The sequence below is a fragment of the Pseudomonas sp. TR47 genome, from assembly GCF_044143025.1.
Lineage (GTDB): Bacteria > Pseudomonadota > Gammaproteobacteria > Pseudomonadales > Pseudomonadaceae > Aquipseudomonas > Aquipseudomonas putida_E.
The window spans coordinates 70,743-83,646 of sequence record NZ_JBHFCS010000014.1 but is presented as its reverse complement, the minus strand read 5'-3'; the positions used below and the strand labels follow the sequence as shown (position 1 = coordinate 83,646).

General features: G+C 62.6%; 13 protein-coding genes. 5 read left to right on the top strand and 8 right to left on the bottom strand.

Annotated features, from left to right (window positions below; all coding sequences use genetic code 11):
- Positions 1-75: 75 nt before the first annotated feature.
- From ACEWE8_RS16025 to ACEWE8_RS16015, 3 genes are all read left to right on the top strand, one after another.
- The gene (locus ACEWE8_RS16025; protein ID WP_046785326.1) at positions 76-483 is read left to right on the top strand and encodes a GFA family protein; all 408 of its coding nucleotides are present in this window, start codon (positions 76-78) and stop codon (positions 481-483) included.
- 72 nt (positions 484-555) lie between these two features.
- A complete protein-coding gene (locus ACEWE8_RS16020) occupies positions 556-894 on the top strand; it encodes an FKBP-type peptidyl-prolyl cis-trans isomerase (RefSeq protein WP_046785325.1) in 339 nt (112 codons plus the stop codon).
- Between the two features lie 211 nt (positions 895-1,105).
- Entirely contained in the window at positions 1,106-1,768 is a 663-nt protein-coding gene (locus ACEWE8_RS16015) for a hypothetical protein (RefSeq protein WP_046785324.1), read from the top strand.
- Positions 1,769-1,890: 122 nt separating this feature from the next.
- Here the strand turns inward: ACEWE8_RS16015 and ACEWE8_RS16010 are convergent, their stop codons facing one another.
- From ACEWE8_RS16010 to ACEWE8_RS16000, 3 genes are all read right to left on the bottom strand, one after another.
- Positions 1,891-2,619 carry an aspartate/glutamate racemase family protein gene (locus ACEWE8_RS16010; RefSeq protein ID WP_046785323.1) on the bottom strand — a complete coding sequence of 243 codons (729 nt, stop codon included), beginning with the start codon at positions 2,617-2,619 and terminating at the stop codon, positions 1,891-1,893.
- A 16-nt stretch (positions 2,620-2,635) separates the two neighbouring features.
- Positions 2,636-4,168, bottom strand: coding sequence for an NCS1 family nucleobase:cation symporter-1 (locus ACEWE8_RS16005; RefSeq protein ID WP_046785322.1), 1,533 nt, complete (start codon positions 4,166-4,168; stop codon positions 2,636-2,638).
- Positions 4,169-4,618: 450 nt separating this feature from the next.
- Positions 4,619-5,056: an Lrp/AsnC family transcriptional regulator gene (locus tag ACEWE8_RS16000; RefSeq protein ID WP_039603292.1), complete on the bottom strand. Its 438-nt coding sequence runs from the start codon at positions 5,054-5,056 to the stop codon at positions 4,619-4,621.
- Between the two features lie 133 nt (positions 5,057-5,189).
- Between ACEWE8_RS16000 and ACEWE8_RS15995 the strand changes: the two genes are divergently transcribed.
- Both ACEWE8_RS15995 and ACEWE8_RS15990 read left to right on the top strand, forming a co-directional pair.
- The gene (locus ACEWE8_RS15995) at positions 5,190-6,086 is read left to right on the top strand and encodes a DMT family transporter (protein ID WP_046785321.1); all 897 of its coding nucleotides are present in this window, start codon (positions 5,190-5,192) and stop codon (positions 6,084-6,086) included.
- Positions 6,087-6,184: 98 nt separating this feature from the next.
- Positions 6,185-7,120, top strand: a complete 936-nt coding sequence (locus tag ACEWE8_RS15990) for a class I SAM-dependent methyltransferase (RefSeq protein WP_144415444.1) — start codon at positions 6,185-6,187, stop codon at positions 7,118-7,120.
- Between the two features lie 57 nt (positions 7,121-7,177).
- Here ACEWE8_RS15990 and ACEWE8_RS15985 read toward each other — a convergent pair whose 3' ends face one another.
- The 5 genes from ACEWE8_RS15985 to ACEWE8_RS15965 all read right to left on the bottom strand — a co-directional run bounded on the left by ACEWE8_RS15985 (position 7,178) and on the right by ACEWE8_RS15965 (position 12,882).
- On the bottom strand, positions 7,178-8,176 hold the full coding sequence (locus tag ACEWE8_RS15985; RefSeq protein WP_395589327.1) for a sulfate ABC transporter substrate-binding protein: 999 nt from the start codon (positions 8,174-8,176) through the stop codon (positions 7,178-7,180).
- Between the two features lie 88 nt (positions 8,177-8,264).
- A complete protein-coding gene (locus ACEWE8_RS15980) occupies positions 8,265-9,089 on the bottom strand; it encodes an ion transporter (protein ID WP_046785318.1) in 825 nt (274 codons plus the stop codon).
- A 45-nt stretch (positions 9,090-9,134) separates the two neighbouring features.
- Positions 9,135-10,004, bottom strand: a complete 870-nt coding sequence (locus ACEWE8_RS15975) for an urea transporter (RefSeq protein ID WP_046785317.1) — start codon at positions 10,002-10,004, stop codon at positions 9,135-9,137.
- 191 nt (positions 10,005-10,195) lie between these two features.
- Positions 10,196-11,611 (bottom strand): pyruvate kinase, encoded by a 1,416-nt coding sequence (gene pyk / locus ACEWE8_RS15970; RefSeq protein ID WP_046785316.1) that lies wholly within the window; start codon positions 11,609-11,611, stop codon positions 10,196-10,198.
- The gene (locus ACEWE8_RS15965) at positions 11,608-12,882 is read right to left on the bottom strand and encodes a glycerate kinase (RefSeq protein ID WP_395589326.1); all 1,275 of its coding nucleotides are present in this window, start codon (positions 12,880-12,882) and stop codon (positions 11,608-11,610) included. The genes pyk and ACEWE8_RS15965 overlap by 4 nt, the downstream gene beginning before the upstream one ends.
- Positions 12,883-12,904 lie beyond the last annotated feature (22 nt).

Sequence of the window (12,904 nt, the reverse complement as noted above, 5' to 3'; positions counted from 1 at the left end):
GCCTGATCGCGACACAAGGCCGCTCCTACCGGGCATCTATAATTGCTGGCCCAATCCTCGCTAATGGAGCACCCCATGGTCATGGAGAAACAAGGCGCCTGCCTGTGCGGCGCCACGAAGCTCACGGTCACCCTCGACAACACCCATATCAGTGCCTGCCATTGCAGCATGTGTCGCAAGTGGACCGGTGGGCCGTTGCTGGTCGTTCACTGTAGCCAGCCGCCGGTCATCGAAGGGCGTTCGCCCGGCGTCTACGATTCATCCGATTGGGCCCAGCGCGGCTTTTGCGGGCGCTGCGGCACTCACCTGTATTACCGGCTCAAGGCCAACGATTTCTACGCGGTGCCGGTGGGCCTGCTGGACGGCGATGAGGCTTGGGATTTCGACCTGCAGATATTCGTCGAGCAGAAACCTGCCTGGTACTGCTTCGCCAACCAAACCAAGGAATTGACTGGACAGCAAGCCTTCGAGCAGTTGGGTTGAGCCTGGCGGCTTGCCAAACCCGTGCATTCCTGAGAAAAGGGCGGCCTTGAATTTCAGCGTTGGAGCATGCCCATGAGCAGCGAACTGCAAATCACCGACCTCGTCGAAGGCGACGGCAAGGCCGCCGTCAAAGGCGCCCTGATCACCACCCAGTACACCGGCTGGCTGGCCGATGGCAGCGAGTTCGACTCGTCCTGGTCGCGCGGCAAGCCGTTCCAGTGCGTGATCGGCACGGGCCGCGTGATCAAGGGCTGGGACCTAGGCCTGATGGGCATGCGCGTGGGGGGCAAACGCACGCTGCAGGTGCCGGCGCACCTTGGCTATGGCGAACGTAGCGTGGGCGCGATCCCGCCGAATTCGGACCTGACGTTCGAGATCGAATTGCTCGAGGTGTTGACGCGGGATGACTGAGTGTCGGATGCGGCCGGCAGGCTTTAAATAATTCGGCAACATGTATGCCTTAACGTAAGTCTTGCCCAGGGAGGAACCAAACGCGTTGAGGGCACTCTGACCCCTACTCGTTGGCCAGGGATGGCATTCACTACAAGGTTGCCTTGCGGCTTGAGCCTCAGGGCAATGTGGCGGGTCGACCCGAAACTGTCTGCCACAAGAGCCTGCCTACATGAAGTTGCCACCGTTTGTTCGCCGTAGTCGCCACCTGCTGCTGAGCCTCGCACTCGTCGCTGCGGCGGTGCCCTTGGCACTGGAAGTGGTCGAAAGCCGCGCTCAACCGGTCGACGGCACCCAGACCCTGGTGTTTCTGCGCCATGCCGAGAAACCCGGCGAAGGGTTGGGGCAGTTGAACTGTCAAGGCCTCAACCGTGCACTGGACTTGGCCACGCTGCTGCCCGAGCGCTTCGGCAACGCCGATTTCGTCTTCGCAGCCAACCCGACTCGAGAGGTCGAGGAAGGCAGCAGTGACCAGAGCTACAGCTACATCCGGCCACTGATGACCATCACCCCGAGTGCGATACGTCTCGGCCTGCCGGTGAATATCGATTACGGTGCAAACGACACCGATGAGCTAGCCGATGAATTGCTCAGTGGCAAGTACCGCAACGCCACCGTCTACACTGCCTGGTCCCATGGTTACCTGCCGGAGCTGATCAATACTGTCGCCGGCAAGGCGCTGGGTGAGGACCGGGTGATCACCGAAGATTGGCAGGGCGATGACTTCGACACCCTGTATGTTCTGACCTTGACCTGGCGCGACGGCAAGGCCAGCCTGCTCAGCCGCAACATACGCCAGGGCCTGGATGGCGGTGCGCATAGCTGTCCGACCTGATCTGCTGTTACTGTCTTGGCAAGCAAGCCGACTCCCACTGGGTTGAGCTGAATTTGAGAGCAGCGGGGCAACCTGTGTGAGCCGGCTTGCCGGCGATAGGGCCGGCGAAGACCCCTGAGGCTTTACCGCCCGAACCGCATCGGCCAGCCCACCACTTTCTTCGCCCGCGGGGTGGCATAGGTCCGCACCTTGGACGTGCTCAGCCCCATCCGCACCAACGATTCGGCAATGGACACCGCCGCGCTCACGCCATCGACCACCGGCACCCCGGTACGTTGGCGAATCTGCTCGTCCAGCCCGGCCATGCCGCCACAGCCAAGGCAGATCACCTCGGCCTTGTCTTCGCGCACCGCCCGTTCGGCCTGTTCGACGATGGCCTGTACCGCACGCTGCGGGTCTGCCTCCAGTTCCAGCACGGCCAGGCCACTGGCGCGCACCGAGGCGCAGCGGTCGTATAGCCCCGAAAGCTTCAGGCGGTCTTCGATAAGTGGCACGGTACGGTCCAGGGTGGTCACCACCGAGTAGGCGTGGCCCAGGTACATCGCAGTGCTGGCGGCGGCATCTGTGATGTCCACCACCGGCACGTTCAGCAGTTCCTGCAGACCTTCGCGGCCATGTTCGCCGTAGCCGGCCTGGATCACGGCATCGTACGGGCCCTCGTAGGCCAGCACGCGGTCCATCACGGCAATGGCGGCCAGGTAGCTCTCGAAATTGCCCTCCACCGACTCGGCACCGAACCATGGGGTCAGGCCGATGATCTGCGTGCCGGGCGACGCCACGCTGCGGGCCTGTTCGGCGATGGCCTCGGTGATGGCTTCGGTGGTGTTGACGTTGGCGATCAGAATACGCATGAACACTGCTCCTTGATCAGTGGCTGCTGTGGTCGACGGCGATGCATTCGCCGCTGACATCAGCGTAATGGCGGTTGCGCGGGGCGATCAGCAGGTACAGCGCAGCGGCGATGCCGGCACCGATCAGCCAGGAAAAAGGCGCGATGGCATGGAAATTGGGCACCAGCGCCAGGACGATGGCCAGCAGCGCGGCCGGCAGGAACGCGGCGACCGCCCGCAGGTTGATGCCCTTGCTGTAGTGGTAGGCCCCGGCCGGGTGTTCGCTGTACAGCTCCGGCACGTTGATGCAGCCTTTGCGCAGCAGCCAGTAGTCGGCCATGATCACCCCGTACAGTGGGCCCAGCAGGGCGCCCAGGCCGGACAGGAAGTAGACGATCACCAGCGGGCTGTTGTAGAGGTTCCATGGCAGGATCAACACGGCCAGGGTGGCGCTGATCAACCCCGCGCGGCGAAAGTTCAGGTGCCGCGGCGCCAGGTTGCTCAGCACGAAGGCCGGGGCGACGAAGTTGGCCATGATGTTCACCGCAACGGTGACGATCAGGAAGGCCAGGCAACCGAGCACCAGGAAAGCGGTGTTGGGGATGCTGGCAACGATCTGGGTCGGGCTGTCGATGATCTGGCCATTGATCTGGAACTGTGCGCCGCACAGCACCACGGTGATGACCGCGAAGACCAGGATGTTCACCGGCAGGCCCCAGAAGTTGCCTACGCGGATGGTCTTGCGGCACGGCGAGGAACGGGCGAAGTCGCAGAAGTTGAGCACCAGGGTGCCGTAGATCGCCAGCCACAGCGCGCCGCCGGCGAATATGTTGCGCCACATCTCGTAACCGGTCAGCGGCTCGGCCACCGACCAGGCGATGCGCGCATCGGCCTTGAAGTACATGAACACCGCCAGGCTGGCCACGGTCAGCAGGATCACCGGGCCGGCGAATGCCTCGTAGCGGCGCACCATCTCCATGCCGTAGGCGAGGATCACCAGTTGCACCAGCCAGATCGCCACGAAGCACACCCAGCCCAGGCTCGACAGGCCGAGGATGCTGTCCTGGTCATAGCTGGCGAGTTGCGGCCACACGGCCGTGAGTAGCACGCGCAGCACTACAGAGGCCAGGTAGGTCTGGATGCCGAACCAGGCGATGGCAATCACTGCACGGATCAGCGCAGGGATCTGCGCGCCATGGATGCCGAAGGCGATGCGGCTGATCACCGGGAACGGCACGCCGGTCTTCTGCCCCATGTAGCCGGACAGGTTCATGAAGAAGTACACCAGCGCGGCGCCGATCGCCAATGACAAGAGTATCTGCCAGCCGCCCAGGCCCAGGGCGAACAAGCCCATGGCGAATGAGTAGTTGGCAATGTTGTGCACATCGTTGGTCCACAGCGCGAAGATGCTGTAGCGCCCCCAGCGGCGGCCCTCTATGCGCGTCGGGGCAAGGTCGCGGTTATGCAGGCGCGGGCTCAGTTCAAGTTGTGGCGCATGGCCGGCCAGGGAGGAAGCGGGGGTGGTGCTGGCGACGGATAGTTCAGGGGCAAGGTCGAGGCTGGTACTCATTCCGGCAGGCTCCTGATGCACGTGGACTGCGATGAGCGGGCATGCGCACGGGCTCGCCATCTCGTCAGTGCAGCGTTGGCATCACTGGGTTCTGGGCGCGGCGGCCGGTTTGGGGCGGCGTCGCGGGTTCTTGTGTATTTATGTTCTGTTTAACTTGTATACAAAACACGAACACACAAAAGCGAGTTCCATGCCACTCAAAAACCGTACTTCGAGTTGTCACTATCTCGAATCTATCTCTCTGAAAGCTAAGTTGATGAATTAAAGAAACTATAAATTGACCAATTGAACAGGTTTAATTTTTTGTTCGGATAATTAGTTGATCATTTGGTCAGATTAAGTTGCGCGAACTGTGTAACGTAATGGGGCAGTGCTAGCACTTATGCACACAAAAATGGCACCTAAGGTGACATTTATGTGTACAGAGGTGGGTCAGGTTTTCCAGGCGCCTCAGTCCATCGGCGGCAAGCGCCGCTTTACCGGGCTCTTCTTGATGATCGCCGTGTTGGTGTCAGCTAGCACATTGATACGGTCAAGCAGGGCGTCGAGCTGTTCCATCGACCGCACATGCAGCCGGGCAATGAAGCAATCCTCGCCCGTTACCTTGTCGCACTCGGTGAACTCGGGAATCGCGACAATCTGCCGTTCCACCTCCTGCAACTGCCCCGGCAGCGGGCGAATGCGCACGATGGCCTGCAATTGGTAACCAAAGCTGCGCGCATCGACATCCACGGTGTAACCCCGCAGCACGCCGCGCTCCTCCAGACGGCGCAGGCGCTCGCTGACGCTGGGTGCAGAAAGGCCACTGATCTGCGCCAGTGCTTTCAGTGAGCGGCGGGAATCTTCCATCAGGGCATTGATCAGGAGTTGGTCGATGGCATCGGTCATATACGCCTCATTAGGTTAAGGAGAGATTTCCCCTTGATAGTAAAGGCGCACTGGCCATTTTGCCTTGGTTATCCGCTGGTAGGTTAATCGTCAGCCTCTGCATACTGTGGCCATCATCAATGGGAGGTGTGAGATGGACAGTTCGTTGCGCCGTGGCTCGCTGGAAATGGTCGCTGCCATGCTGATTTCCGGGACCATTGGCTGGTTCGTGCTGGTATCCGGGCAGCCGGTGCTGGACGTGGTGTTTTGGCGTTGCGTGTTCGGTACTGGCACGTTGCTGGTGATCTGCGCGGCGTTCGGGTTCCTCAAGCCCGGCGTGATAAGCCGCACGGCTTTGCTCTTGGCCATTGCCAGCGGCGTGGCCATCGTCGGCAACTGGGTGTTGCTGTTCGCTTCCTATTCGCGGGCGTCGATCGCCATCGGCACAGCGGTGTACAACGTCCAGCCGTTCCTGCTGGTGGGGCTGGCGGCAGTGTTTCTGGGCGAGAAGATCACTATGGCCAAGCTCACCTGGCTGAGCGTGGCGTTCCTTGGCATGCTGGCCATCGTCAGCGCCCATGGCGCAGGGCAGGGCAGCGGTGAAGAGTACTTGGTGGGCATTGCGCTGGCGCTGGGGGCGGCGTTTCTGTATGCCATTGCCGCATTGATCATCAAGCACCTGAGCGGCACGCCACCGCATCTGATTGCCTTGATCCAGGTAGCGACCGGCGTAATGCTGCTGGCGCCGTGGGTCAAGCTGGGCGGGTTGCCTCGCGAGCCTTCGGCGTTGGCCAGCCTGGTGACGTTGGGCATGGTGCACACGGGGCTGATGTACGTGCTGCTGTACAGTGCCATCCAGCGCCTGCCCACGGCGTTGACCGGTGCCCTTTCATTCATCTACCCGATTGCCGCGATCCTGGTCGACTGGGTGGCCTTCGGGCACCGCCTGGCGCCACTGCAGTGGCTCGGTGTGGCGCTGATCTTGCTGGCGGCGGCGGGCATGCAGCAAGGTTGGTGGTTCCGTTCGGCGCCGATCATTGCCAAAGGATAGTGAGGACGCTGAATGACCTATCGCCGAACAAGCCGGCGATAGGGCGCGCAGCGGCCTCGCGGGGTAGAATGCTCCCTTTTATCTGCTTGCGACCCGCCATGACTTCGCCGATCCACACCCTCGAACAGCATCTGCTCACCGCCCTCGACCCCGCCCCGCAGGAAACCCGCCGCCTGTTCCATGGTCGCGGCCGTTGCTGGCCGGGGCTGGAGCAGGTCACCGTCGACTGGCTGCAGGGCGTGCTGTCGGTAGCGTTGTTCCGTGAGCCACCCGAAGGCCAGCTGGCAGAACTGGAGGCCATGCTGCGCAACTTCGCCGAGCGTCCACAGTGGGCCGGCCAAGCGATCCTCATCCAGCACCGTTACCTGCCGGACAGCCCGGGCCAGTGGTTGTGGGGCGAGCCGTGCCAGCAGCGCGAGGTGGTCGAAGATGGCCTGACCTATCTGCTCGACCTGGGCGTGCGGCAGAACAACGGCCTGTTTCTCGACATGCGCTACGGCCGACGCTGGGTGCGTGAGCAGGCGGCGGGCAAGCGCGTGCTGAACCTGTTCGCCTACACCTGCGGCTTCTCGGTGGCAGCGATTGCCGGGGGCGCCGAGCAGGTGGTGAACCTGGACATGGCCAAGTCGGCGCTGTCCCGTGGCAGAGACAACCATCGCCTCAATGGCCACGATGCATCGCGGGTGGCGTACCTGGGGCATGAACTGTTCAAGTCGTGGGGCAAGGTGCGCAATTACGGACCCTACGATTTGATCATCATCGACCCGCCCACCTTCCAGAAAGGCAGTTTCGTGCTGACCCAGGATTACGCGAAGATCTTGCGGCGCTTGCCAGAGTTGCTGACCGAGGGTGGGACTGTGCTGGCGTGCGTGAATGATCCGGCGATCGGGCCGGAGTTTCTGATCGAGGGCATGGCTGAGCAGGCCCCGGCGTTGGCTTTCGTCGAGCGTCTGGATAACCCGCCGGAGTTTCCGGATGCCGATCCGGCGGGGGGCTTGAAGGCCTTGGTATTCCGCAGTAAATCACCAGCCTGATGCTGGGGAACCTTCACTTGGGCGCAATGGTGGCGCACAAGTGAAGGTAGAACTCAATTACTGACCGGTATAGATCTGGTCGAACACCCCACCATCGTTGAAGTGGGTCTTCTGCACGGTGCGCCAGTCACCGAAGGTTTTCTCCACCGACAGGAAGTCGACCTTCGGGAAGCGGTCGGTGTACTTGGCCAGTACGGTTGCATCACGCGGACGCAGGTAGTTCTGTGCGGCGATTTCCTGGGCTGCCGGCGACCACAGGTACTTGAGGTATTCCTCGGCCACGGCCTGGGTACCCTTCTTCGCTATCACTTTGTCGACCACACTCACCGGTGGTTCGGCTTCGGCCGACACGCTCGGGTAGACCACTTCGAACTGGTCGCGGCCGAATTCGCGGGCGATCATTTCGGCTTCGTTCTCGAAGGTCACCAGCACATCGCCGATCTGGTTGGTCATGAAGGTCGTGGTCGCGGCGCGGCCACCGGTATCGAGTACCGGTGCCTGTTTGAACAGCTTGCCGACGAAGTCCTTGGCCTTGTTCTCGTCACCGCCCTGCTTGAGCACATAACCCCAGGCCGACAGGTAGGTATAGCGCCCGTTACCTGACGTCTTGGGGTTGGGCACGATGACCTGTACACCATTCTTGAGCAGGTCAGGCCAGTCTTTGAGTGCCTTGGGGTTGCCCTTGCGCACGATGAACACAGTGGCCGAGGTGAACGGGGCGCTGTTGTTGGGCAGGCGTGTAACCCAATTGTCTGGCACCTGCTTGCCGATATCGGCCAGCGCATTGATGTCGGTGGCCATGTTCATGGTGATGACATCGGCTGGCAGGCCATCGATCACTGCACGTGCCTGTTTGCTCGAACCGCCGAAGGACATCTGCACGTTGACCTTCTCGTCGTGCTCGGCTTCCCAGTGTTTCTGGAACGCTGGGTTGTAATCCTTGTAGAAGTCGCGCATCACGTCGTAGGAAACGTTGAGCAGGGTCGGAGCGGCCTGAGCGAGGGTGCCGCACGCCAGGCCGGCGGCCAGCAGCGAAGCAGTGAAGAGTTTTTTCACGACGCGTCCTTGTTCCGGAGTGTTTGGTAACTTATGCGCGACTATAGCGTTTCGTTATTGAACGACTAAAGACCAAATGGCTCTTTGCTTATTCTGTTTTCGGGAACAGCAGGTTACCGCAGCGCGAGCAAAATGCAGCGCCGTGTTCATGGGCCTTTTTGCTGCACCTTGGGCAGTCGTGCTGCAACTGTTCGGCGCGCATGGCATTGGCCAGTTCGGCGGTGAAAATCCCTGTGGGCACGGCAATGATCGAATAACCGGTGATCATCACCAGTGAGGACAGCACCTGGCCCAGCGGTGTTTTCGGCACGATATCGCCAAAGCCCACGGTCGTGAGCGTGACAATGGCCCAGTAGATGCCTTTGGGGATGCTGGTAAAGCCGTGCTCGGGGCCCTCGATCACATACATCAAGGTGCCGAACACAGTGACCAGGGTCGACACGCTGAGCAGAAACACGATGATCTTCTGCTTGCTGCCACGCAGTGCCGCCATCAGGTAATTCGCTTGGTTCAGGTACTGGCCGAGCTTGAGCACACGGAAAATCCGCAGCATGCGGATCACCCGGATGATCAGCAGGTACTGCGCGTCGCTGTAGTACAGGGCGATGATCCCCGGCACGATCGCCAGCAGGTCGACCAGGCCGTAGAAGCTGAAGGCGTAGCGCATGGGCTTGGGCGAGCAGTAAAGGCGAGTGATGTACTCGGCCAGGAAGATCGCGGTGAAGCCCCATTCGATACCGGCCAACAGGCCTGCGTAGTTCTGGTGAATCTCGTCGATGCTGTCGAGGATCACCGTGACCAGGCTGGCCAGGATGATCAGCAGGAGGGTCTTGTCGAAGCGCCGGCCGGCGACGGTGTCGGTCTGGAATACGATGACGTAGAGCCGTTCGCGCAGGCTCGCAGGGTTGTTCATGGGCTCGTTCCACAAAAGCGATGGGCTGAGCCTAGGGGTTGCGTTTCAGCTGTGCAAGCGCCTGGCATTGCGCTGCCTGGGCTGGGCCAGGTAGCTGCCCAAGTGCATCAGCCAGCAGGCGGCGACGAACGGGGCGGTCAGGCCGGGCACCGGTAGCAGCTTGAACAGCGGTTGCAGCAGTAGAGCCAGGGCAATCGCCAGCAGGGTCACCCAAGGCTTTTCACCCTGCCTGCTGAAGGCCAGCGCCGCCAGTGCCGCGTTGAAGCCGTGCAGACCCAGCCAGGCAGATTGCGCTTCGGCAAACAAGGCTACGCTGCCACCGATGGCCGAGCCGATCACCGCCCACATCGCGGCATAGGGGTTGGCGATGAACATGCCTAAGATGATCAGCAACCCGGCCAATGGCTGGTCGAGCAGGAAAATCTGGCCTACGCCCCGCGCCAGAGCATACAGCGGGTCGGCTTCGACGAAGCCGCTGGGTGAGGGGCTGGCGAACAGCAGTGTGCCCCAACCCAGCAGCACGAAAGGGGCGGTGTAGGCGATCAGCAGTTTGCCCCCGCGCTTGCGCCACTGGTGGGTAATGATGCTGGACAGCCCACCGGCAGCGATGATCAGCGGCGGCATGATTGCCGACCAGGGCAGTACCGCGCAGATCAGGATGCCGATCAGCACGCCGTTATAACAGTAAAGCCCGGCCTGGCGGTCGGCGCGGTCATAGCCGCGGCGCTGTGCGGTGAGCAGGCCGGCGAGGGCGCCGAGCAGGGCGCCGCCGACCAGGTCGGGGGCGGTCAGCAGGATGGCCAGCAGGCAGCACAGGCCGCACAGGGGGCTGCGCAGCAGCAGCACCTGGCTGAAGCCGTTGAGTAGCGCCGTGGCCCAGTCGGGGCACGGGTTGACGAAATTTTTGGTGTACATGGGCAGTCGGTAAGGTTGATGGAAGAGCGGTGGGCCTCTTTGGGCCTCGGTTTTCCGCGTGTCTGTTGTTGGGGTGCAAGGGGAGGGCTTTGCCCTCCTTTCGCGACGCAAGGCCGCTCCTACAGGGTTTCGCGTTCGCCGGTAGGAGCGGCCTTGCGTCGCGAAAGGGGCGCAAAGCGCCCCCGGCAATCTCAGACCAAGGTCTCGATCCGCAGGCTGTTGGTCGAGCCTGGCTTGCCGAACGGCACACCGGCAGTGATCAGCAACGTATCACCACGGCTGGCCATGCCTTGGGCCTGGGCAATTTCCAGTGCGGTGGAGACCACCTCATCTACCTGGCGCAAACGGTCATTGACCACCGAGTGCACGCCCCAGGTCACGCTCAGGCGGCGGGCGGTGACCAGGTTCGGCGTCAGGTTGAGGATCGGCGCCCGTGGCCGCTCGCGTGCTGCGCGCAGGGTCGAAGCCCCCGACTCGCTGTAGTTGACCAGCACCGCCACCGGCAGGATGCCGCTGATGCGACGGATCGCGCAGCTGATGGCGTCCGACACGGTGGCTTCAGCTTTGGGCCGGCCAACGTCGAGCTGGGCCTGGTAATCCGGGCCGTTCTCCACCTGGCGGATGATCTTGCTCATCATCTGCACGGCTTCCAGTGGGTAGTCACCCGAGGCGGTCTCGGCCGACAGCATCACCGCATCGGCACCTTCGGCCACGGCATTGGCGACGTCGGTGACTTCGGCGCGGGTCGGGGCGGGCGAGAAACGCATGGATTCGAGCATCTGCGTGGCCACCACCACCGGTTTACCCAGCTGGCGGCAGGTGCCGATGATGCGTTTCTGGATCTGCGGCACGCTCTCGGCCGGCACTTCCACACCCAGGTCGCCACGCGCCACCATGATTGCATCGGACAGTTCGGCAATCGCCTGCAGCTGCTCGACGGCCGACGGTTTCTCGATCTTGGCCATCAGGTAGGCACGGTCGCCGATCAGCTGGCGGGCCTCAAGGATGTCTTCGGGGCGTTGCACGAACGACAGCGCCACCCAGTCCACGCCCAGTTCCAGGCCGAAGGCCAGGTCGCGGCGGTCCTTTTCGGTGAGTGGGGAGAGGTCAAGCACCGCTTGCGGCACGTTGACCCCCTTGCGGTCGGACAGCTCGCCACCGGCCAGCACTTCGGTGTCGATGGCATCGCTGTGCTTGGCGGTCACCCGCAGGCGCAGCTTACCGTCGTCCAGCAGCAGGTCCATGCCGGGCTCCAGCGCGGCGATGATCTCCGGGTGCGGCAGGTTGACCCGGCGGCTGTCACCCGGGGCCTTGTCCAGGTCCAGGCGCAGCCCCTGGCCGCGCTGCAGTTGCACCTTGCCTTCGGCAAAGCGGCCAACGCGCAGCTTGGGGCCCTGCAAGTCCATGAGGATGCCCAGTGGGTAGTTCAGTTGCTGCTCGACCTCGCGGATCCACTGGTAGCGCAGGGCGTGGTCGGCGTGTTCGCCATGGCTGAAGTTGAGGCGGAAGATGTTCACCCCGGCTTCTACCAGCTGGCGGATATCGTCGATGCCATTGATCGCAGGGCCAAGCGTTGCGAGGATTTTGACTTTTTTATCAGGCGTCATGATTGTGCAGTCTCAAGGATCAGGATGGCGCGGAAGTCGTTGACGTTGGTGCGGGTCGGCTCAGTGACGATCAGCGCATCGAGTGCGGCGAAATAGCCGTAGCCGTTGTTGTTGTCCAGCTCGTCACTGGCCGACAGGCCCAGTGTCTCGGCGCGGGCGAAGCTGGCTGGCGTCATGACGGCGCCGGCGTTTTCTTCCGAGCCGTCGATGCCGTCGGTATCACCAGCCAGGGCGTACACGCCCGGCAGGCCCTTCAGGCTTTCGGTGAGGCTGAGCAAAAACTCCGCATTGCGCCCGCCACGGCCATTGCCGCGTACGGTGACAGTGGTTTCGCCGCCAGAAAGGATCACGCAAGGTGCTTTGAGCGGCTGCCCGTGCTGGACGATTTGCCGGGTGATACCGGCATGCACCTTGGCCACTTCGCGCGATTCACCTTCCAGGTCGCCGAGGATCAGCGGGCTGAAGCCGGCCTGGCGGGCTTGCACTGCAGCGGCTTCAAGCGATTGCTGGGGCTTGGCGATCAGCTGGAAGTGGCTGCGGGCCAGGGCCGGGTCATCGGCCTTGACGGTTTCCGAGGCGGGGTTGTTGAGCCAGTCGATGACGGCCTTGGGCGCTTCGATGTTGTAGCGCTTGAGGATCGCCAGGGCATCGGCCGAGGTGCTCGGGTCGGCCACGGTGGGGCCGGAGGCGATGACCGTAGCCAGGTCGCCGGGCACATCGGAAATGGCATAGGTGTAGACAGTGGCGGGCCAGCAGGCTTTGGCCAGGCGGCCGCCCTTGATCGCCGAGAGGTGCTTGCGCACGCAGTTCATCTCGCCGATGGTGGCACCGGATTTGAGCAGCGCCTTGTTGATCTGTTGCTTGTCGGCCAGGGTCAGGCCTTCGGCTGGCAGCGCCAGCAGGGCCGAACCACCGCCAGAGAGCAGGAAGATGACGCGGTCGTCTTCGTTCAGGTCGCTGACCAGTTCCAGCACACGTTTGGCCACGGCCAGGCCAGCGGCGTCGGGGACCGGGTGGGCGGCTTCGACCACTTCGATCTTCTGGCAGTTGGCGCCATGACCGTAACGTGTGACCACCAGCCCGGACACTTCACCCTGCCAGCTCTTCTCGACCACTTCGGCCATGGCCGCTGCGGCTTTGCCGGCGCCGATGACGATGACCCGGCCGCTACGGTCGGCGGGCAGGTAGGGTTCGAGGACTTGACGGGGGTGGGCGGCAGCGATGGCTGTGTCGAACAGGTCGCGGAGAAGTTTTTGCGGATCGACCGACATGGCAGGCTCCCAATTATTGTTG